The sequence below is a fragment of the Neptunomonas japonica DSM 18939 genome (assembly GCF_000422765.1).
Taxonomy (GTDB): domain Bacteria; phylum Pseudomonadota; class Gammaproteobacteria; order Pseudomonadales; family Balneatricaceae; genus Neptunomonas; species Neptunomonas japonica.
In genome coordinates this window covers 1-20,305 of sequence record NZ_AUGR01000021.1, presented here as the reverse complement: position 1 = coordinate 20,305, position 20,305 = coordinate 1, and the positions used below count along the sequence as shown (strand labels likewise).

At 44.1% G+C, this 20,305-nt stretch carries 17 protein-coding genes; 6 read left to right on the top strand and 11 right to left on the bottom strand.

The window, feature by feature from the left end:
* The first annotated feature begins 241 nt into the window (after positions 1–241).
* The 5 genes from G511_RS0113960 to nirD all read left to right on the top strand — a co-directional run bounded on the left by G511_RS0113960 (position 242) and on the right by nirD (position 8,015).
* The gene (locus tag G511_RS0113960) at positions 242–1,711 is read left to right on the top strand and encodes a NarK family nitrate/nitrite MFS transporter (RefSeq protein ID WP_028470172.1); all 1,470 of its coding nucleotides are present in this window, start codon (positions 242–244) and stop codon (positions 1,709–1,711) included.
* 60 nt (positions 1,712–1,771) lie between these two features.
* Positions 1,772–3,487 (top strand): bifunctional protein-serine/threonine kinase/phosphatase, encoded by a 1,716-nt coding sequence (locus G511_RS0113955; RefSeq protein WP_028470171.1) that lies wholly within the window; start codon positions 1,772–1,774, stop codon positions 3,485–3,487.
* Between the two features lie 312 nt (positions 3,488–3,799).
* Positions 3,800–5,125, top strand: coding sequence for an NAD(P)/FAD-dependent oxidoreductase (locus tag G511_RS22975; protein WP_051222066.1), 1,326 nt, complete (start codon positions 3,800–3,802; stop codon positions 5,123–5,125).
* The gene (gene nirB, locus G511_RS0113945) at positions 5,122–7,665 is read left to right on the top strand and encodes a nitrite reductase large subunit NirB (RefSeq protein ID WP_028470170.1); all 2,544 of its coding nucleotides are present in this window, start codon (positions 5,122–5,124) and stop codon (positions 7,663–7,665) included. Before G511_RS22975 ends, nirB begins: the two co-directional genes overlap by 4 nt.
* 11 nt (positions 7,666–7,676) lie before the next feature.
* Positions 7,677–8,015: a nitrite reductase small subunit NirD gene (gene nirD, locus G511_RS0113940; protein WP_028470169.1), complete on the top strand. Its 339-nt coding sequence runs from the start codon at positions 7,677–7,679 to the stop codon at positions 8,013–8,015.
* Between the two features lie 67 nt (positions 8,016–8,082).
* Here the strand turns inward: nirD and G511_RS0113935 are convergent, their stop codons facing one another.
* From G511_RS0113935 to G511_RS0113890, 10 genes are all read right to left on the bottom strand, one after another.
* Positions 8,083–8,985 (bottom strand): HD-GYP domain-containing protein, encoded by a 903-nt coding sequence (locus tag G511_RS0113935; protein ID WP_084629119.1) that lies wholly within the window; start codon positions 8,983–8,985, stop codon positions 8,083–8,085.
* A 159-nt stretch (positions 8,986–9,144) separates the two neighbouring features.
* Positions 9,145–11,028 (bottom strand): methyl-accepting chemotaxis protein, encoded by a 1,884-nt coding sequence (locus G511_RS0113930; RefSeq protein WP_028470167.1) that lies wholly within the window; start codon positions 11,026–11,028, stop codon positions 9,145–9,147.
* Positions 11,029–11,174: 146 nt separating this feature from the next.
* Positions 11,175–11,771, bottom strand: a complete 597-nt coding sequence (locus G511_RS0113925; RefSeq protein ID WP_028470166.1) for a 2-hydroxychromene-2-carboxylate isomerase — start codon at positions 11,769–11,771, stop codon at positions 11,175–11,177.
* A gap of 130 nt (positions 11,772–11,901) precedes the next feature.
* The gene (locus G511_RS0113920) at positions 11,902–12,783 is read right to left on the bottom strand and encodes a DMT family transporter (RefSeq protein ID WP_028470165.1); all 882 of its coding nucleotides are present in this window, start codon (positions 12,781–12,783) and stop codon (positions 11,902–11,904) included.
* A gap of 115 nt (positions 12,784–12,898) precedes the next feature.
* On the bottom strand, positions 12,899–14,080 hold the full coding sequence (locus tag G511_RS0113915; protein ID WP_028470164.1) for a M24 family metallopeptidase: 1,182 nt from the start codon (positions 14,078–14,080) through the stop codon (positions 12,899–12,901).
* A gap of 46 nt (positions 14,081–14,126) precedes the next feature.
* Positions 14,127–15,473 carry a TRAP transporter large permease gene (locus G511_RS0113910; protein WP_028470163.1) on the bottom strand — a complete coding sequence of 449 codons (1,347 nt, stop codon included), beginning with the start codon at positions 15,471–15,473 and terminating at the stop codon, positions 14,127–14,129.
* A gap of 25 nt (positions 15,474–15,498) precedes the next feature.
* Positions 15,499–16,014: a TRAP transporter small permease gene (locus tag G511_RS0113905; protein ID WP_028470162.1), complete on the bottom strand. Its 516-nt coding sequence runs from the start codon at positions 16,012–16,014 to the stop codon at positions 15,499–15,501.
* 118 nt (positions 16,015–16,132) lie between these two features.
* Positions 16,133–17,167: a TRAP transporter substrate-binding protein gene (locus tag G511_RS0113900; protein WP_028470161.1), complete on the bottom strand. Its 1,035-nt coding sequence runs from the start codon at positions 17,165–17,167 to the stop codon at positions 16,133–16,135.
* A 66-nt stretch (positions 17,168–17,233) separates the two neighbouring features.
* Positions 17,234–18,394, bottom strand: a complete 1,161-nt coding sequence (locus G511_RS0113895; protein ID WP_028470160.1) for a M20 aminoacylase family protein — start codon at positions 18,392–18,394, stop codon at positions 17,234–17,236.
* Between the two features lie 23 nt (positions 18,395–18,417).
* Positions 18,418–19,209, bottom strand: a complete 792-nt coding sequence (locus G511_RS0113890) for a maleate cis-trans isomerase family protein (protein ID WP_245574045.1) — start codon at positions 19,207–19,209, stop codon at positions 18,418–18,420.
* A 244-nt stretch (positions 19,210–19,453) separates the two neighbouring features.
* Here G511_RS0113890 and G511_RS0113885 point away from each other — a divergent pair, with 244 nt between their 5' ends.
* Positions 19,454–19,945, top strand: coding sequence for an Lrp/AsnC family transcriptional regulator (locus tag G511_RS0113885; protein WP_028470158.1), 492 nt, complete (start codon positions 19,454–19,456; stop codon positions 19,943–19,945).
* Positions 19,946–20,013: 68 nt separating this feature from the next.
* On the opposite strand, the gene G511_RS0113880 is transcribed toward G511_RS0113885, so the two are convergent.
* A partial coding sequence (locus tag G511_RS0113880; RefSeq protein ID WP_028470157.1) for an integrase core domain-containing protein occupies positions 20,014–20,305 on the bottom strand: 292 nt, incomplete at its 5' end.

The following is a 20,305-nucleotide window of genomic DNA, read 5'->3' as shown; positions in this document are numbered from 1 at the left end:
CAAAGAGGGCATGTTTTTAGTAAATTTCACGTCCTCTTTATCTTTATAATCTCACGCTAGCCCCTATAAAACAGATCCTTTATTAAGTTGGCACACTCACTGCATTGTATTCCAAAGAAGCTAATACATATTTATAAACCATTTTAAAACAATGTTTTTTCAGGCAAAGGCGCCAACAACCGGGATCTCACCCTTTCGGTTTGTTGGCGCCTTTTCTTTTTTTAACAGGCGGAAAATGACTATGACTCAGGAAAAATCGTTTAACCTGCTATCTTTCGGCGGAAAGATGAAGATCCTGCATTTCAGCTGGATCGCCTTTTTTATCACCTTCTTTGTGTGGTTTAACCACGCGCCCCTACTCGGCATGATTGCTGAATCCCTCGGGTTGACTAAGTCTGAGATCAAAACCTTGCTGATTCTCAATGTCGCGCTCACTATTCCGGCACGTATTATCATCGGTATGTTGACCGACAAATATGGTCCGCGTATTACCTATGCGGCCTTGCTGTTTCTTGCCAGCATTCCTTGCTTTGCATTTGCATTGTCCACAAACTTCGCTGAAGCAGCGATTTCCCGCTTTTTCTTAGGGTTTATTGGTGCAGGCTTTGTTGTCGGTATTCGAATGGTAAGTGAGTGGTTCCCTGCCAATGAACTAGGTACAGCGGAAGGTGTTTACGGTGGTTGGGGTAACTTCGGTTCTGCCGCTGCTGCAATGAGCCTACCTACACTGGCGCTTATCTTTGGTGGTGACGATGGCTGGCGTTATGCCGTAGGTCTCTCTGGCTTGTTTAGTCTGATATTCAGCTTTATTTGGTATAAAAATGTTACTGATACCCCTAAAGGCTCTACCTACTTCAAACCAAAACGTATTGGTGGGTTAGAAGTCACAAGTAAAGCTGACTTTGTATTTTTGCTGATTATGAAAATCCCATTGTATGCGGCGCTTTCACTATTAACATGGAAACTATCTCCTGCGGGCGTGTCGATTCTTTCAGATACAGCGGCACTAAGCATCTACCTTATATTGGCCGCTATCTTCATTTACGATTGCTACAGCGCATATGACGTTAATAAAGAGATTTTCCATACACCTGTACCCGAAGTACAGCGCTATGCCTTTAAACAAGTGGCGGTATTAAACGTACTTTACTTTGCGACATTTGGCTCTGAACTTGCCGTGGTATCAATGCTGCCGCTGTTTTTCTCTGATGTTTTTGCACTCGACATGGTCTATGCCGGATTACTTGCCTCTGCATATGCATTTATGAACCTGATGTCTCGCCCTGGTGGCGGTTGGATCAGCGACCGATTTGGTCGAAAAAAGACCTTGTTAATTCTCACAGCAGGTTTAGCTGCTGGCTATGCCGTTATGTCTACTATTGATAGCAGCTGGCCTTTAGCACTGGCAGTTATTGCAGCCATGGCCTGCTCTTTCTTTGTACAGGCAGGCGAAGGCGCAGTATTTGCCGTAGTGCCCTTAATCAAACGCCGTTTAACAGGCCAGATTGCGGGTATGACCGGTGCTTACGGAAACGTTGGTGCAGTGTTTTATCTAACCGTCTTGTCGATGGTTGATTACTCAACCTTCTTCTCTGTGATTGCTGCTACTGCCGTACTAGGCTTTGTGACCTTGCTGTTTCTCAAAGAGCCTAAAGGCCATATGGCTGAAGTAAATGAAGATGGCAGCGTTGAACTTATTCAAGTGAACTGATTAATACTCGTGTATTTAACTTCGATGGTTTAAGAAAGCAGTAATAGATGGGAGCCGTAAATGAGTAAGCAGCTAGAAGTTCGCTTTGGTGGGTATTCAACCAAAGGAAAAAAAGCGCTAAATCAAGACGCATTTGCGGCCTCTCATCCTTCGGGTACCGAACGCCAATATAAAGGCGCCGCTGCAGCCATTGCTGACGGCGTTAGCAGTTGCGAAGACTCCCATATTGCTAGCCAAACAGCCGTCACAGGCTTTATTGAGGATTACTTAAGCACGCCTCCTAGCTGGAGTGTTGGGCATTCTGCCTCACGCGTACTCACCGGCCTAAACCGATGGCTCTATCATGAAAACCAAAGCCGAATGGAGCACCGCGAAAGCATGCTCACTACCTTTTCTGCTGTTGTGGTTAAATCATCTACCGTGTTTTGCTTTCATGTGGGTGACTCGCGCATTTACCATCTATGTGATGGCGAGCTAGAGCAGCTAACCTCTGACCATGTCTTAACCACTAAAAACGATGAATACTTATCTCGCGCTTTAGGTGCTGACTCGCACTTAGAGGTCGATTTCTTTAAACGTGTCTTAAATCAGCATGACCGTTTATTACTGACGACCGACGGCGTACATGGCCACTTACCTTTAGCCAGAATCAAACAGCTATTGGGCAACCGCTCAAAAAGCGTCGAAGATATCGCACAACAGGTTGTCGATGAAGCCTACGAGAATGGCAGTGATGATAACCTCACTGCATTAATTGTAGAGGTGGCTCAATTACCATTAGAGACGTTAGATGAATCGCACAAACGCCTAACACAATTGCCTATTCCACCGGTTCTTAAGCCTGAAAACAATATTGATGGCTACGAAGTATTAAGCGTTATTTTTAGTGGCACGCGCAGCCATATGTACTTGGTGAAAGACGTAGAGTCAGCTGAGCTATTTATTTTAAAAGCTCCCTCTGAAAACTTTTCAGAAGATCTTGTTTATCTGGATGGGTTTATTCGTGAAGAATGGGTTGGACTAACACTAGATCATGCTCATGTGATGAAAACATATCGCCCTAAGCGCCCTAAACGTTTTATGTATTACTTAGGCGAATATATTGAAGGGACTAACTTGCGCCAATGGATGCACGACAACCCCGCACCGTCTATTGATCAAGTCCGCCAATGGACACGCCAAATAATCAGTGGCTTACGTGCCTTCCAGCGTAAGGATATGATCCATCAAGATCTTAAGCCAGAAAACATCATGATCAACAATGACGGCCAAATAAAGATTCTAGATTTTGGCACCGTCCTTGTTGCAGGCTCAGAAGAGATCAACTCCCCCTTAGATAAATCGGTTCCTCAAGGCAGCGTTAACTATATTGCTCCCGAGTATTTAGTGGGTGAGTCTGGTAGCTTTAAATCAGATCTTTACTCATTAGCGGTGATTGTATATGAGATGCTGACAGGGACTTTGCCCTACAAAGAAGCCGATGCAAAACAAGCGGTACTAGCCAACTACTGCGATCTCGACTACATCCCCAGTACTCATCATCGCAAACAGCTTCCTGTCTGGATTGAAGCCTGTTTAAAAAAAGCACTACAGCCTAACCCAGTGCACCGTTATAACGCCTTTTCAGAATTTATGCAGGACCTCACCATACCGAACCGCCACCTAGAGGCCGGGATATTAAAACAGCCACTGCTCGAAAAGCATCCTATTCGCTTTTGGCAAGGTATTGCTGCACTGCTCTTCATAATCAACCTACTACAACTCTCTCTCAACTAGTGCTTACTAACAGGCCAATCTAGTGCTACGCCAAGCCTGCCACGCACCAAAAGCGATCTTACTGCATCGAATCAATATTCTTTTGGTGCACCGCACATAAAACAATAGTGCCTACATGTGCATAAAAAATATTAACTATATGATTTTATTAAAAATAATTAGATTGGCACACTATTCGCTTATATCTAGACAAGTATAAAAAGCGTTAACCACAATTTAACTTTGAGCCTTGTGCTCTGAACAATGGCGTTCTTCTCAATCATCACATTGATGTATTGAGTTGAGCGCCTTTTTTTATTCTGGAGATTAGCGATGACACAGCCACATTTAGTGATTATCGGTAGCGGTATGGCAGGAAGCAGACTTCTTGATGAAATCATTCGTCGCCAGCCAGAACGTTTCAAAATCTCTGTGTTTGGCGAAGAGCCTCATCCCAATTACAACCGCATTATGCTATCGCCACTATTAGCAGGTGAGGTATCAAAAGATGAGATAGTGCTTAACTCACACGAGTGGTATGCAGAGCACAACATCACCCTTTATTCGGGCGAACGAATTGTTTCTATCGACCGTAGCAAGCAACGTTTATTGAGCAGTGCAGGTACTGAGATCACTTACGATCAACTGGTCTTTGCTACAGGCTCCCGCCCAACAAGCATTTCTGCCAATGGCCAGCACCTCAACAACATTTTTGATTTCAGAACACTCGAAGATGTTGATTCCATTATAGCAAGCGCACAATCATCCAAGCATGCTGTTGTCATTGGTGGCGGTTTACTTGGCCTTGAAGCCGCTTACGGCTTAGCTGTAAAAGGCATTAAAACGACCGTTATTCATCGCGCTGAGCATCTTCTGAATCGACAACTGGATGCCCGCTCTGCCGAGATGTTACGCCTTTCGTTACAAGAGCGCGGTATAGAAACTTTACTTAATACCGAAGTAGAGGCTTTTCATGGCATCGCTTGTGTTCAAAGTGAAGCGCTTAGCAGCATCACATTAAAGAGTGGCAAAACACTCGATGCAGACTTAGCCATTGTTGCCATAGGCATCACACCCAATACTCTTTTGGCAAAAGCAGCCTCTTTAGAGGTCGCACGCGGTATCGTTGTAAACGATCAGTTGGTCACATCAGATAAGCAGATTAGCGCATTAGGCGAGTGTATAGAGCATCGTGGCGAAACATTCGGCTTAGTCGCTCCTATATGGGACCAGGCACGTATCCTGGCGGACCGTTTAGTCTTTAATGTGCAGTCCGATTACAGCACAACCGCCACACCCACCAAACTAAAAATATCCGGTATCGATCTGTTCTCAGCAGGGGAAGTTGATGGCTTACAGCAAGACCGTGTTTTCGTCCTTCAAGATGAAACACGCCGCGTCTATCGCAAACTTATTATCAGAAACCAACACATTGTTGGCATCGTGTTATTCGGCGATGTACAAGACGGCAACTGGTACTTCGAACTATTAGAGCAACAGATAAATGTAAACCACCTACTACCAACCTTACTGTTTGGACAAGCGTTTTGTTCAAGCCTTCAACAGACAACCGATACACCATCTTGTGAATCGGCAGATCATTTCTTTTCAGATACAGAAAATCAGCCACATAGTGCGCTGACAGGAGCCACCCTATGAACAAGCAAAACCTCGTTGTTGTTGGTAACGGAATGGTAGGACACCAATTCCTTCAAAGCCTTGCCGATAGCGGCCAAATGGAGCAGTTCAATGTAACCGTCTTCTGTGAAGAGCCTCGCTTAGCTTATGACCGTGTTTATCTTAGCAGCTACTTTAGTGGTGCCACCGCAGATGATCTAGCGATGGGGCATATTGAAGAGTACCAAAGCTGGGGTTTAAACGTTCTGATTGGTGAAGCGGTTATCTCTATCGATCGAGACACACAACGTGTGCATACGAACAAAGGCACGACCCTCTTCTACGACAAGCTGGTGCTTGCTACAGGTTCTTTTCCTTTTGTTCCCCCTGTTCCCGGGCATGACCGTGAACATTGCTTGGTTTATCGCACAATTGAAGATCTTGAGGCGATTAAAGCATCAGCAAGCGGTGCTAAAACCGGAGTTGTTGTAGGCGGTGGTCTACTGGGTTTAGAAGCGGCTAAAGCGATCAAAGACTTAGGGCTAGAAACACACGTCGTTGAATTTGCACCCCGCTTAATGGCTGTACAGCTAGATGAGGGCGGTGGTGACCTTCTACGCAGAAAAATTGAAGATCTCGGTGTACAAGTACATACCGGTAAAAACACCCAACAAATTGTCGATGGTGACGATGCTTTCCACCGAATGGAATTTGCTGATGGTGAAGTATTAGAAACAGACCTGATTCTCTTCTCTGCGGGCATACGCCCACGCGACAACTTGGCACGCGAGTGTGGCCTTGAGGTCGGTGAGCGTGGCGGTATCGTGATCAATAATAACTGCCAAACATCCGATGAGAAAATTTACTCTATTGGCGAATGTGCTCTATGGAATGGCCGCATATACGGACTGGTTGCACCCGGCTATACCATGGCAAAAGTGGTAGTCGAGCAGCTTATTGGTGGAGAAAAACAGTTCCTTGGTGCCGACATGAGCACCAAACTTAAACTGATGGGCATTGATGTTGCGAGTATCGGCGATGCACACGGCCATACCAAAGGGGCGCTCAACTATACCTATAATGACCAAGTAAACGGTATCTATAAAAAGATTGTCGTATCAGAAACCGGCAATGAATTACTCGGTGCTATTTTGGTAGGCGAGGCCAATGACTATGGTACCTTACTGCAGTACGCGCTCAACGGAATAAAATTACCTGCTAACCCCGAAACATTAATCGTACCTAACTTTGGTGGGGACGATGCAGAAACCGGTTTAGGTGTTAGCGCGCTCCCAGATACGGCACATATCTGCTCATGCCATGATGTAACCAAAGGTGCCATTTTCTGCTCAATTGAAGCAGGTGCACAAACCGTGTGCGACGTTAAAGCTGACACGAAAGCAGCTTCTGGTTGCGGTGGTTGTAATCAGTTGCTAACCGATCTTGTCAATTATGAGTTAGAGCAGCGCGGTGTTGAAGTGTGTACAGACATCTGCGAGCACTTTGCCTATACCCGCGAAGATCTATACAACATTATCCGCATAGAAGAGATCAAAACATTTGAGAGCTTACTCAGCGCACATGGCCAAGGTCATGGTTGTGAGATCTGTAAACCGTTAGTTGGCTCATTACTGGCATCCTGTTGGAATGAGTACATTCTTGATACGCCACATGTTGGTTTACAAGATACCAACGACACCTTTATGGCCAACATGCAAAAAGACGGCACCTACTCGGTGGTGCCTCGTGTACCTGGTGGTGAGATTACACCCGACCAACTTATTGCCATCGGGCAGGTAGGTAAAAAATATAACCTCTATACCAAGGTTACTGGTGGGCAACGTATCGACCTGTTTGGTGCACGCCTTGAGCAACTACCGACTATCTGGAAAGAGCTAATTGATGCCGGAATGGAAACCGGCCACGCTTACGGTAAGTCTCTACGTACAGTTAAATCTTGCGTTGGTAGTACCTGGTGCCGCTATGGTGTAGATGATAGTGCTGGCCTCGCTATTGAGCTTGAGAACCGTTACAAAGGCTTGCGAGCACCGCATAAAATCAAATTTGGTGTATCAGGCTGCACACGCGAATGTGCTGAAGCACAGAGCAAAGATGTTGGAATAATAGCCACGGAAAAAGGCTGGAACCTTTATCTGTGTGGTAACGGCGGCATGAAACCTCGCCACGGTGATCTATTTGTTACCGATTTAGATAAAGAAACCCTGATTAAATATATCGATCGCTTTCTGATGTTTTATATCAAAACCGGTAAACGCTTACAGCGTACATCCGTCTGGATGGAGAACCTCGAAGGTGGTTTAGACTACCTCAGAAAAGTGATCATCGACGATCATCTAGCATTGAATGAAACACTCGAAAGCCAAATGGCTCATGTAATTGATGCTTACGAGTGCGAATGGAAACGCACCCTCAACGATGAAGACGCATTAAAACGCTTCCGCACCTTCGTTAACAGCGAAAAAACCGACAATAACATTGTCTTTATCCAAGAACGCGGCCAAATTCGTCCAGCCAATGAAGTCGAAAAATCAGTTGCTGAACCCATCAAGATGATGGTGTGAGGAGAGAAAAAATGACAACTACAAACGAATGGCTTGACCTGTGCAGCATCAACGACCTAGTCGCAAACAGTGGTGTATGTGCACTATTAAAAGAGGAGCAAGTTGCCCTTTTCTACCTACCAAACGAACAAAAGGTATTTGCCGTTGGCCAATACGACCCCTTTGGTAATGCCAATGTGATGTCGCGCGGTATTATCGGCTCTAAACAGGGGCAACTGTTTGTCGCCTCTCCTCTTTATAAGCAACACTTTCTGCTGGAAGATGGTAGCTGCTTAGAAGATGCAGCTATCAGCCTGCCCGTTTGGAAAACCCAGATTATCAACGAGAGAGTGATGATTAATACAGCGTAAAAAAACAGATCGCCCATCTATTATTCGTTATCTAAGTAATAGATGGGCAAGTATCAGGGCAGTGGTATTAGTTCTTCAGCAACAGCGCACTTGCCGATTCATGAATAAGCCGTGCAATTAAAGCGTTATCAACATCCGGCTCGAGATCCTTCGCACTTCCCGCTCTTTGTGTTGGTGTTGTTACCAAAGCACCGTCTTGTTCTTCAACTAGATATTCACCCGTACAATTTCGACAATACACATGCTCACCAGCGACTTGATCTTTACGTAGCACCAATGTTGGCCCACACATTACACACTCATGCAGTGGAATACCTTGGTCACTATGACCCACAATATGGTCAAGTTTACCGGCGGCTCCCAACGCTAGAAAACGCTCCCCGAAAGTACGATCAAACTGACTACCGAGGTTTTCTTCAATAATGGAGAGTGCTTTTTTAATCGGCATTTCTCGCCGATATGGCCGTGTGCTGGTCATTGCATCAAAAGCATCACAGATACCCACAATGCGCGCATCGATTGGGATATCATCTCCCGACAAACCATTAGGGTAACCTTTGCCATTAGGCATCTCATGATGAGAGCGGATAGCGGCCTCAGCTAACCAGGCCAGAGGATGACCAGCCAATGTACGCCAGCCAACTTCAGGGTGAGTTTTAATAACAGCGTATTCTTCTTCACTAAGTCTGTCGGTCTTATTCAAGATATGGTCTGGTACACCAATTTTACCAAGGTCATGTAAAAAACCGCCTAAAGCAATGCGAGCAACATCGGCTTCTGGTAACCCTGATGCACTTGCCAATAAGTACGAGAAACGCGACACACGCCATAGGTGCCCTCCAGTATAAGGGTCACGTGCTTCGACCATCCACGCCATCACTAAAAGACTGCGTAATAGATCTTCCTGAAGGTTCTGTTTTTGCGCTGTACCGTTACCAAGAAAGCGACTTATATCATTGAATAAGCTCATATATAACCCTGAAAAATGAAAGCAAAAAAATACATAATCCAAACGCTTGCTTTGCAGTATAGAACGACTTCTCAGTTATTCCAGATTCGATCAATATCTGCTATTGATCGAACCCAAAATCACTGCAAAGCCTGCTGACTACTCTGCGCCTTTATCAGTTTATAATGTGAATTTGCTGGTCATCTGACCCATTTTCGCAGCGCTGCTTAACAAGCTATCACTAGACACGACAATAGCTTGTGAGGCGTCTTTGTTGTCTTCAATTACGTGCGCAATGCTATCCATGCTAGTAGCCATCTCGCTGGTTGTTCTTGCGACTTCTGCAATCGAATCATAAATGTCATTGCTAGTCAGTGAGGCTTGTCGCGTTTGTTCCTCTATTTGCTTAACCGCACTTTGAGCATCATCACTTTGCTTTTTCACATTGTCGATGCTGCTCTGGCTTTGCTCCATAGTGGTAATGACACAATCCGTTTGTTTCTGGATTGCTCTAACGGTTTGCGTTATTTCGCCGGTAGCCGATACGGTTCTTTCAGCAAGAGAACGTACCTCATCAGCAACCACAGAAAAGCCTCTTCCGGCATCACCTGCTCGTGCCGCTTCAATGGCCGCATTAAGTGCAAGCAAGTTAGTTTGGTCGGCTAAGCCATTAATGATTTCAAGCACGCTGTCGATTTTCTGAGAATCTTTCTGCAACTGCACTAACTGCTGAGATGATTGCTCAACAATATCAGAAGTACTGGTCAGTGCTTGCATGGCTAACTGTATCGTATTACCACCGTTGATAGCAGCACTATGCGCACTATCTGTTTCACTATTAAGACTTTTTATACTGTCTGCAACATGGTTTGCCGTAACACTAATCTGCTCTGTGGCGCTGGCTAACGTATTAGATTGGTCAGACACTATATTGTTGTTTTCTGCGATAGTTTGTACAGACGTACTTAACTCTGCGGCTTGTTGATTGAGCATTTTTTGGCTACTAATAACCTGCCCGATCAATGTTCTTAAATCGTTGGCCGTCGTATTTACCGCAGAGGACACTTGGTCAAACTCATCGGGGTGATTGGTATCCACAGCGATATTTTGGTTTAGCTCGCCTTGGGCAATAGCACGTAGGTGGCGGATAATTCGTTTAAGTGTTGCGGTTGTTTTCAGACTAATCATAATCAAAACAAAGGTAACAATAATACCAACCGCAATACTGACGCCCCCTAAGGTCCACTCAGCGTTACTGGTCGCTTTTTCCGCTTTTGCTTGCGCGCTGATCAATAGATCTGTTTTTACTAGTTTTTGTGTTTGCTGGCTATTATTACTAAATGCAGTTCTTGTATTTAACATCTGCTGCTGAGTCTTATTCTTAGCAGAGGCAGCCACAATAACTTGCTTAAGCGACGCTTGATAAGCTTCAACATCTTTATCAAAAGCGTCGTAAAACTCAGCATCTTTTAAGCTTTTAACGACAAGTTCCACTTGTGTTGTAAGCTTATCCGCGGTCATGTTGCTTGGGCTTATGAGATACTCTTTTTCTAATTGGCGAGCAATTACAAATAATTTATAAAACGAGCTAAATGATGAAAGCTGGCTATCAAGCTGGACTGCACTTTTTTGCAGTGATAACAGCACACCAGAGCTATCATCAAACCCTAAATTTTTAAGTGACCCTATTTGAGAAAGAATAGATGCATGATATTTAAGAAAAGCACTCTCTGTGTCCCTTAGTGCTTCTTTTAATGGCAAAGAGTCCGTATTTGCAACATATTGTTTGAGCAATGGCTGGTACTTGCTTACCAGTTTTGTGACATTCGCTGTAAATGTTGATGAGTTTTTATCGTTTAGTTGAGCTAAATTATTCTCTGTGGTGATCATATCCAGTTGTATGCTGGATAACGTGTCGCTAACAGAGGTCAACTGAGACACTCGTGATGCAGCGCTATTTAACGTATACAGCGTATTAAATGCGACTGCACTAATACATATAATCCCAACAAGAGTAATAATAATTAAAGCGATCAGTTTTTGCTTAAAGGACAGTTTGGGCATAGCGTACTCATTTTTATTATTTAGTTTTAATACTACATATAAATTGGTAATACCAATTTACAAAAAAACACTCGTAAACTTTAGTACTGGTTTCTCTTTAAAGCAATTTACTCGCTGGTTGTTTTTATCAGCCCTTTAACTGGTCCTTAATCAGTAAGCGCTTGCTCAAGAAAATCTAATCGGTCTTGTCCCCAAAAAAGTTCTGACTCAACAATAAACGATGGCACTCCAAACACACCTTGAGAGATAGCCTCACTCGTATTGTCGCTTAACAGTTGAGAGTAGCTTTGTTGATTTTTTGCAGCCTGAATAAGCGTTACTGGTAACTGTAAATCAACTAATACATCCGCTATAACCTGCTCGTCGGCTAAATTAAGATTATCTCTCCAAAGTGAAGCGCCTAATGCAATAACGAGCTGAAGGGCGTCATGATCACCTTCAATAGCAGCAAGCACCGTACGTACGGCAAGGCTTTCATCAACAGGGAAAAAAGTTGGTTCAAGATGAATAGGCAAGCCTAGCTGGCGGCTCCAACGCTGTAACTCTATTATTCGATAAGCTTGGCGCTGCTCAGAACGTTGCTTTAAAGGCTGCCCACCGGTACGTGGAAATAGCTCACTAAGCACTACTGGCTTTAGATCTATTGTGGCGTTCTTATCTTTAGCTATATAGGCTAAACGAGAGCCCGAAAAATAACTCCAAGGCGAATTTAAAACGAAGTAATACTGTATTGTTTTAGTCATTTTGAAAGCTCATTAATATTGTCAGTTAAGCTGATAATAAGTCTTCTATAAAAGGATATATACGCCCTAGAGTTACAAATAGTTTAAAAGTTATATTGATAATTAAACCTAAAAAACAATTACCTAAGGCTTAAATACGCCTTGACCTCTTCAGCATCTGATAGCTATAAAGCAGCAGAGCAAAAACAACAACAGCACTGCCAACCAGTGTAGTGACGCTAGGTGCTTCATCTAGTACTAACCACACCCAAATAGGCGCTACGATTGATTCTAATAGTAAAAACAAGCTCACTTCTGTTGCACTGATATAACGCGGCGCAATTTGTAGTAGTACAAAACCAATGGGCATAGCAATCGCTGCTGACAGAAACATAGCCCCCAACTCATCAGGACGCGCCTGTATAGTTCCTGTTTCTAACCAACCAAAAATAAAAACGAACATCCCGCCAAAGATAAGCCCAGGCGATATATCGCGAGGCGCATAGCGGCGTGCCCAATTAAAATTAATGGCCATAAAAGCAGCACATCCGATGGCCATAAAATTGCCGAACAAACTGTTTTCTCCACTTTCATCACTGACGATGATTCCCATACCAATCATGGTTACGACAATCGTTAAACCGACACTAAGACTTAACCGTTCTCGCAACCAAAACCATCCTATCAGCGCAGCAAATATGGGCGCAGTACTGATAATCATCATGGCGGCAGCCGCACTTGTTTGCAGTAATGCCTGCGTATAAAAATACGTATTAAGCGCAAAAAACAAACCACAAAACACTCCTGGCAAACCCGCTAATTTAATAGCTGAGAACGCCCTTGAGCGATGACGCATTAACACTATTAGTGTAAAACCTAACGTAAAAAACACACCACGCCATAATAACACTTCGGCATGTTCGATATTGATCCAACGTAGAACCACAGCATCGGGCGTTAACAGAAGCGCTCCGACTAAGCTGTACAACATGCCTGTTGAGCGGGTCCATGCCCCCTCTTGATGAGTACTCATAGGAAACCTGTGCAGAAGAGAGTTTAAGCGGTTGATGTGTACAAAAAGCCTACATTCGAAATGACTAACAATGGCTCTGTTTATACAAAGCCATTGTTAGGTGTAGACAGTATTGTTAGCGTGTTATGACAGGAAGCGTCGACCATGCACGTTTATGTAGCATTTCACAGCCATTATCCGTGATCAGGATATTTTCTTCGTGAACCATCATTTTTCCAGAGGCAAATGTCATCCCAGGCTCTAGGGTCAAGATCATCCCCGCTTGTAAAATCACATCGCCGCCCTCCACATTCGATGGCCATTCTGTTAACTGCATACCTAGCCCATGTCCCATGCGGCCTACATCATTGCCTAATGCTCCGGCATCTTCCAAAACCGACCACATGGCTTGCCATACATCCCCTGTAGTGCGCCCTGGAGCCGCAATACTTAAACCCGCTTCAGTCGAAGCATAAACAGCCTCATAAGCATCATGGGTTGCCCGGTCAACGTCACCAAAAGCAAAGTTACGATCATAATCACTGAAGTAACCGTCAAAGTTTGCCCCCGTATCAATAATCAATACATCACCTTGAGTGAGCTTACGGTCTGTTGGCCCCATAATGATGTTGTCGTAGCCTCCCTGCCCCGATGCTGAGATCAGATACGGACATGAATCAGCACCTAAGCGCAACATTTCTAAATTCATGGCTTTGCAGGCTTCGCGTTCAGTCATACCTGCTTTTAAGTTATTTAGCAGGTAATCAAAACCCGCTGCCGTTACATCACATGCAAAACGTAGCTTTGCCACTTCAGCCGCAGACTTAATACTACGCAGGTTACGTATTATCTCACTCACATCCACCATTTGGTGCGAACTCAAATGCTCTAGCAAAGCCTGGTAGTTAGCTGCCGGCATACGTAAATGCGTTTCAGGGCCAAGCATCGCACCAATGTGATGTGATCCGTTAGCAATACTTTTCAACGTATCAGCAAGCAGACTTACACCATCATCCATCGGCCTTGGAGATGGCCAGCTACGAACATCTTCGATCCAGGTTTGTTCAAAGCCCGCTACACCAATCTCCGGTACGACAGCTATAGGCTTACCTTTAACAGGGACGACCAAAAACCAAGGTCGCGTAGGGCTTTCCCAGAACTGCGACTTAAAGCCACTGAAATAGCGAAATTCAGGCTCAGTTGTAAAAAAAACAGCATCTATTTGTTGCGCGGCCATACGGCTTTGTAGCTTCTCAGTACGTATCTCAAACTCGCTATGTTCAAAACCACGCGATGGAGCAGTCAGTATATTTGTCATAGAGTTACTCAACTTTTATTTTTATTTGCACTGTCATGCAGCTTGTTTAATTCCCAAATGCCAGGTCACGCAAGAGCAAAGATATACTCGGGAAAAAGATCAACAAACCAGACATCAAAAATAGAATCAGAATAAAGGGCAAGGTGCCGCTTATCACTTCCAGATACGGTTTATTAAAAATGGCAATCGCAGTGAAGATGTCACAACCAAACGGTGGCGTTGCCGAACCAATAGCCATCTGTAGTGTAATCATCACGCCGACGAGTACTGGGTCCAGTCCAACAGCCGCAACAATGGGTACAAAGATTGGCGTTAAAATAACCAAAACCACCAGTGAATCAACAAACATACAACCCACAAAGAAGCTCAAAGCAATAACAAATAGAATGTACTCTTGAGATGCGCCTTCAAGATTCAACGGTGCTAATAAGTCCTGTGGAATCTGTTCAAACGAGATATACCAAGAAAATGCCTGCCCCATTCCGACAAGAATAAATACCACGGCGGTAATTAACCCCGTGCTTAATGCAGCATCCACGATATCTTTGTATTTCAACTCTCTGTAAATGAAGCACTCAACAATAATGGCGTAGAGCACTGAGAATGATGCTGCTTCTGTCGGCGTAACGGCTCCTGAATAGATCCCACCTACGATTAATGCAGGAAAACCCAAAGGCAGCAGCGCTTTTTTAATGGCCAGTAGCTTCTGCTTGTTGGATGTTTTTTCGACCAACGCAATGCTGTCTCCTTGGTAGACGCTATACACATAGCAATACACAGAGAACATAATAGCCAGTAGTATTCCAGGACCAATACCTGCAATAAATAACTCGCCCACACTGGTGTTTGCCAATGTTCCGTAGAGGATCAAACCAATGCTTGGGGGGATCAAGAAAGCTATATCACTGGCGTTAATGATGAGCGCCATGACAAAGCTGTCTTTATAGCCTGCCTGTAATAATTTAGGCCGCATGATTTGGCCAACAGAGACTACCGTGGCTTGCGTTGAGCCAGATACAGAACCAAACAATGTACAGCTAATACACGCTGTAATGGGTAAACCACCACGAAGGTGCCCAACAAATGCTTCAATCAAGCCCAACAAATTATGCGCTGTATGACCACGGGTCATAATGTCGGCGGCCAGAATAAACATCGGGACGGCGATCAGTGCATTTGGCGAAATCCCTGTGACCATCTGTTGGATAATCACACCGGTATCTATGCCTGAAAAATGCACTAACCCTAACAATGCTCCAACGGCTAAAGGCACAACCATAGGAAAGCTAAGAAACAACAAAACAACCATCGTTACGATAAGCGCGAAGGTAATAACGTAAGTATCGAGCTCACCCGCTACAACATCTGATAAAAACTCAAAAATCGAACTCATAATATGTCACCCATAACACTATCGATTATCTATCAATTACTTCAAATGATAAGTAGATCTCTTTATGGGTAATGTTCATAAAGAAAGTAATCAGGTACTGGATACCCGCCACAAATAACCCCACAGGGATAATGGCGTAAATGATATAAACCGGAAGCTGCAAAGCGGGGCTCAAGCGATTAAGGTCTTTTAATTCAATGACATAAAAAACCGCTTTATAAGAGAGATAAAGCATTAATACACCGCTAATAATCGCTATCAAGATCGATACTGTTTTCTTGGCGGTATACCCCAAAGAATCATACACAGCAGTCATTCGGATATTACGGCCTTTACGTACAGCATAGGCGAAGCCAATAAAGGTAATTGCTACGATCAAAAACTGATTCAACTCTTCTGAGAAAAATAGGCTCTTACCGAAAACATATCGCCCGATGGCATTGGCAGTTGAATTAGCCATCATGAGTAGAATCGAAGAGATAACGACAAACTTTTCTATCAGCTCAGTAACGTTGCTAATGTGGAGGAATATCTTTTTCATAAGAACACACCTTACAAGCCGCACTACGCGCTTGTGGCTAATTGACACATTAATGAATCAATTAGCGTAAAGACTTATCTAACTGATAAGCCCCACGCTACCTGATAATCATCCAGGATTAAGATGCGTCCTTAACTTCTTGGATCAAGTTACCAAGAATTTTTTGTGCTCCCTTACGTGCAGCGGATTTTTCAGCGCTATCGTAAGCATTTTCTACTACGTCATAGTAAGTTTCATGCAAAGACTTACTTAACTCTTTAAAGCGTGCACGTTCCTCTGCATTCAAGGTCACGATCTGCATATTAGGGCGCTCAGACATGATTTTATCCATGTTTTCTGAGTTAATGCGTAACTGATAATCATGGGCCGCTTGCTCAGCAACAGTAATTGCTTTATGCACCATCGCTTGCTTCTCAGGCGACAACCCATTAAACCATTTGCTGTTAGTAGATACAGTACCTACATAAGGCTGCTGTCCAGGAAACATCAGGTAGTCCTGCACTTCATGCCACTTAGCGTTGTACACAAAGTAGATTGGGTTAACCATGCCATCAACCGTTTTCAACTGAAGCGCGCCATAGACTTCACCCCAAGACAAAGGCGTTGGTGTTGCACCAAAAGCTTTGTAAGTTTCTACAGGGATAGTTGATGTAAATGTTCTAATTTTCTGCCCTGCAAAATCTTCAGGTGTACGGATAGCTTTGTTTGCTCCCCATGCCATTTCTCCCTCAGAAATCATAGTAAGTAGCTTAAGGTTTACACTCTCAAATCGGTCAGCCAGATCATTATAAATAGTTTTGCTACCTGTCAGCACTTTACGCACGACATCAGTCTCGGTGCCTAATACGTAAGGTACGCTAAGTGCTTGAACTTCCGGTACGTACGAGCCCAAATGGCCGGTACCCACCGATACAAACTGAACCGTTCCTTTAGCCGTTAGCTCAACAATATCGTTCTCAGTACCTAACTGGCCGTAGTAATACACTTTAACGCGAATATCACCGTCGGATTCTTTTTTGATAGTGTCAGCAAAAGACTGCGCAAAAATATCCTGTACATCCTTTTTATCTTCTTCAGAGGCAAACTTCCATGTTTCGGCGCTTACGCCAAAGCTGATACCTAGAGCTAATACAGTGGTTAATAGTTTTTTCATGGGTCTTCCTCAAATTTTATTTTTAGAATTAAGGTTATTTTTTAGGTTGTTGTTTTGGTTTAAAGGTTATATCAATTGATCGCAGACTAGCTGCACCCAATAGTGCGCTCCATGCCCAAGAATACGGTCGTTAAAATCGTATTCAGGGTTATGCAAAGCACAGCCACCAACAGATTCCACGCCATTACCCATAAGGGCATAACAGCCAGGTTTGACGCGTAACATGCTGGAAAAATCTTCTGATATAGTGAGAGGTAAACAGTTCGTTTCGACATTGCTTTCACCTAACACGGCGATAGCCGCACGGATAGCATGCTCTGTCTGTAACGGGTTATTTACCGTGGGGTAAAACGTGTTAGTAAACGTGAAGTTGTATTGGGCACCGGCTGCCTGACAAATACCGGCAACAATCCGCTCCATACACTGTTCAATTTTCGCTAAACTGTCTTCAGTAAAGCAGCGACAATCGCCTTTAATCGTCACCTGAGAAGGTATAACGTTCACGGTTCCATTAGTAACAAACTCAGTTGCAGAGACCACTGCTGTTTCTTCAATGGCACTGAGGTTGCGCGACACAATAGTTTGCAGGCCCAAGATAACTTGCGAGCCGACAACAATAGGATCTATGCCTCGATGCGGCATAGCTGCATGACCACCAACGCCATTAATAACAATTTCAAAACTGCTTTCACTGGCCATTAAAGAGCCCGGACGAACCATAAACTGCCCTTCAGCTAAGCCCGGCATATTGTGCAGCCCGTATATAGAATCAATACGAAAGCGTTCAAATAAGCCATCATCAATCATCGCTTGAGCGCCCTCACCATGCTCCTCATCTGGCTGGAAGATAAAGTGCACTGTGCCATTAAAGCTTTTTGTATTGGCTAAATAACAAGCTGCGCCCAGCAACATAGCGGAGTGTCCATCATGTCCACAGGCATGCATTTTTCCATCATGTAGGGAGCGATGTTCAAAACTATTATCTTCCTGAATAAACAGCGCATCCATATCTGCTCGCAAACCAATACTTGCATCGCCATTTCCGCAACGTAATACCCCAACAATGCCTTGCTGCCCGATATTACGCGTTACTTCTATACCGAAGCTTTCTAGTTTTTCGGCTATAAAATCAGCGGTTAATGGCAAATCAAATCCGCATTCTGGGAAACGATGCATGTGGCGACGCCATTCTGTCATCTGGGTAATCAATTGCGGGGTTATGGTCATGGATCAATCTCCAAGGATAATAATTAAACAAGTTCACCGAATGCAGTATCAGCAGTCAGGTGCTCGCGTAGCAATGCACCAAACCCGTTAACTGCAGTGGGATAATTCACTAATGTAAGGCTGTGCCATGCCAACGCTTGGTTACTACTGACTACAGGAACTCCAAGTCTCCGTTCAATATCATCAAGCACTAGAGATGCTCGTAGAGCAGTGCAAGAAATAAACATTAACTCTGCATCAGGGTCACAACAGGCAATGGCTGCATCAGTAATATCTTGCGGTGTGAGGTAGGTCATAGCGGTATCGTCTTCAAAACCAAAACCCGCAACACTTAGCACTTCGTAACCCTGTGAAATGAAAAACTGTGCCACTTCTTGATTAACAGTCTCGGTATAAGGCGTCAGGATGGAGATCCGTTTTGCACCAAAGCACTCGAAAGCAGAAAGTGCAGCAGTTACCGGATTAGTCACAAGGACACCGGGACGAACTTCATTAATCAACTGAGTAACACGCTCAACACCAATAGCAATCGTACCGGAGGTGCAGGCATAGATAATGGCATCCAACTCAACACCTGGCAGGATGGTATCTGCTGTCGTGCTAATACCGGGCGTCATCGTGCGTAAATTCTCAATGGTCAGTGGGTTTACATTCTTTACGCGACTGGTGAAAAACTGCACATCACCTGGAAAGATACGATGCAGGTCTGCTTCGATATTAAAATCTGTCGCTAAAGAGATAACGCCAATACGACCGGCTGGAGCAAGATGTTCCAATGGCTGTTTGTGCTGAACCGTAGTCAGTTTCATCATCATGTTCCTTTGCTCACGGTCATAGCCATGCGCTTTTTTTATTGTTAGATGGTGAATAAGTTATGAGTTAATATTACGGCGTTGATCTGCGGACATTCGTGTAATAACGATTACTTGTTGATGATTAACCGCAAAAAAATCAAAAATATGCATAAATTCACCACAACTTCTAACCAGCACTAACTTCTTTACAGCAAGGCCTTATATCCTTAGGATCATGTTGCATGGGTAGAAAGAAAGGCTAATTATGACTAATCCTCAAACGACAAGTATTGACGGTTTTGATCGGAAGATTCTTGCGATAATCCAACACTCAAATAGAACCACTTCTGACCAGATAGCAGAGCAAGTAGGTTTATCCCCTGCCGCAGTGCAACGTCGAATTAAACGCATGCGCGAACAAAATATTATTCAGGCGGATATCGCCGTGGTGAACCCTAAAGCAGCGGGACGTGCCGTCACCTTATTAGTACAGGTAACGCTAGAACGCGAACGTGCAGATCTAATTGATACTTTCAAAAAAGAGATGAAGGCAAACCCTGCAGTTCAACAATGCTATTACGTAACAGGCAGCGCCGATTTTATTTTAGTGGTCACTGCAACAGACATGGAAGACTACGAGGCTTTTACCCGCGAGGTATTTTTCGATAATCGCAACATTCGTAATTTCTTAACGAATGTCGTGATGGACTCTGTGAAAGTGGGCCTTTCAGTACCGGTTATTTTAGAAGAGAGTTAAACATAACTGATAGAATGCTTTTGTTAGCAATCTCATCATAAATACTGGGGCATAAAATATGTCCCGTCCTAAAATACGTTGACGGTTTTTGATAGAAGCGGTTGCCCTAGGCAGCCGCTTTTTTTATGCACCTCTTCTGGCGTTTTCATGCCAAGGCTCAAGTGCGGCCTCATTTGGTTATAGATAGCGATTGACTCAGCCACCAACACTTTCAATTCAATAAACGTTTTACATCGATACAGTAGAAACTCCTGCTTGAGTATCCCGTTAACTCTCTCTGCCAGTGCATTCTGATAGCAATCATAACCATCTGTCATCGACGGCACCATACCGTTATCCTCCAATGCCTTCTGATAGACT

What these genes read in the sequence shown, in the direction of transcription:
- G511_RS0113960 (WP_028470172.1), top strand. Translation starts at nt 242, where the DNA reads ATGACTCAGGAAAAATCGTTTAACCTGCTATCTTTCGGCGGAAAGATG.
- G511_RS0113890 (WP_245574045.1), bottom strand. Translation starts at nt 19,209, where the DNA reads ATGATGATGAAACTGACTACGGTTCAGCACAAACAGCCATTGGAACAT.
- G511_RS0113900 (WP_028470161.1), bottom strand. Translation starts at nt 17,167, where the DNA reads ATGAAAAAACTATTAACCACTGTATTAGCTCTAGGTATCAGCTTTGGC.
- G511_RS0113925 (WP_028470166.1), bottom strand. Translation starts at nt 11,771, where the DNA reads ATGACTAAAACAATACAGTATTACTTCGTTTTAAATTCGCCTTGGAGT.
- nirB (WP_028470170.1), top strand. Translation starts at nt 5,122, where the DNA reads ATGAACAAGCAAAACCTCGTTGTTGTTGGTAACGGAATGGTAGGACAC.
- G511_RS0113905 (WP_028470162.1), bottom strand. Translation starts at nt 16,014, where the DNA reads ATGAAAAAGATATTCCTCCACATTAGCAACGTTACTGAGCTGATAGAA.
- G511_RS0113930 (WP_028470167.1), bottom strand. Translation starts at nt 11,028, where the DNA reads ATGCCCAAACTGTCCTTTAAGCAAAAACTGATCGCTTTAATTATTATT.
- G511_RS0113920 (WP_028470165.1), bottom strand. Translation starts at nt 12,783, where the DNA reads ATGAGTACTCATCAAGAGGGGGCATGGACCCGCTCAACAGGCATGTTG.
- G511_RS0113895 (WP_028470160.1), bottom strand. Translation starts at nt 18,394, where the DNA reads ATGACCATAACCCCGCAATTGATTACCCAGATGACAGAATGGCGTCGC.
- G511_RS0113935 (WP_084629119.1), bottom strand. Translation starts at nt 8,985, where the DNA reads ATGAGCTTATTCAATGATATAAGTCGCTTTCTTGGTAACGGTACAGCG.
- nirD (WP_028470169.1), top strand. Translation starts at nt 7,677, where the DNA reads ATGACAACTACAAACGAATGGCTTGACCTGTGCAGCATCAACGACCTA.
- G511_RS0113885 (WP_028470158.1), top strand. Translation starts at nt 19,454, where the DNA reads ATGACTAATCCTCAAACGACAAGTATTGACGGTTTTGATCGGAAGATT.
- G511_RS0113955 (WP_028470171.1), top strand. Translation starts at nt 1,772, where the DNA reads ATGAGTAAGCAGCTAGAAGTTCGCTTTGGTGGGTATTCAACCAAAGGA.
- G511_RS0113910 (WP_028470163.1), bottom strand. Translation starts at nt 15,473, where the DNA reads ATGAGTTCGATTTTTGAGTTTTTATCAGATGTTGTAGCGGGTGAGCTC.
- G511_RS0113915 (WP_028470164.1), bottom strand. Translation starts at nt 14,080, where the DNA reads ATGACAAATATACTGACTGCTCCATCGCGTGGTTTTGAACATAGCGAG.
- G511_RS22975 (WP_051222066.1), top strand. Translation starts at nt 3,800, where the DNA reads ATGACACAGCCACATTTAGTGATTATCGGTAGCGGTATGGCAGGAAGC.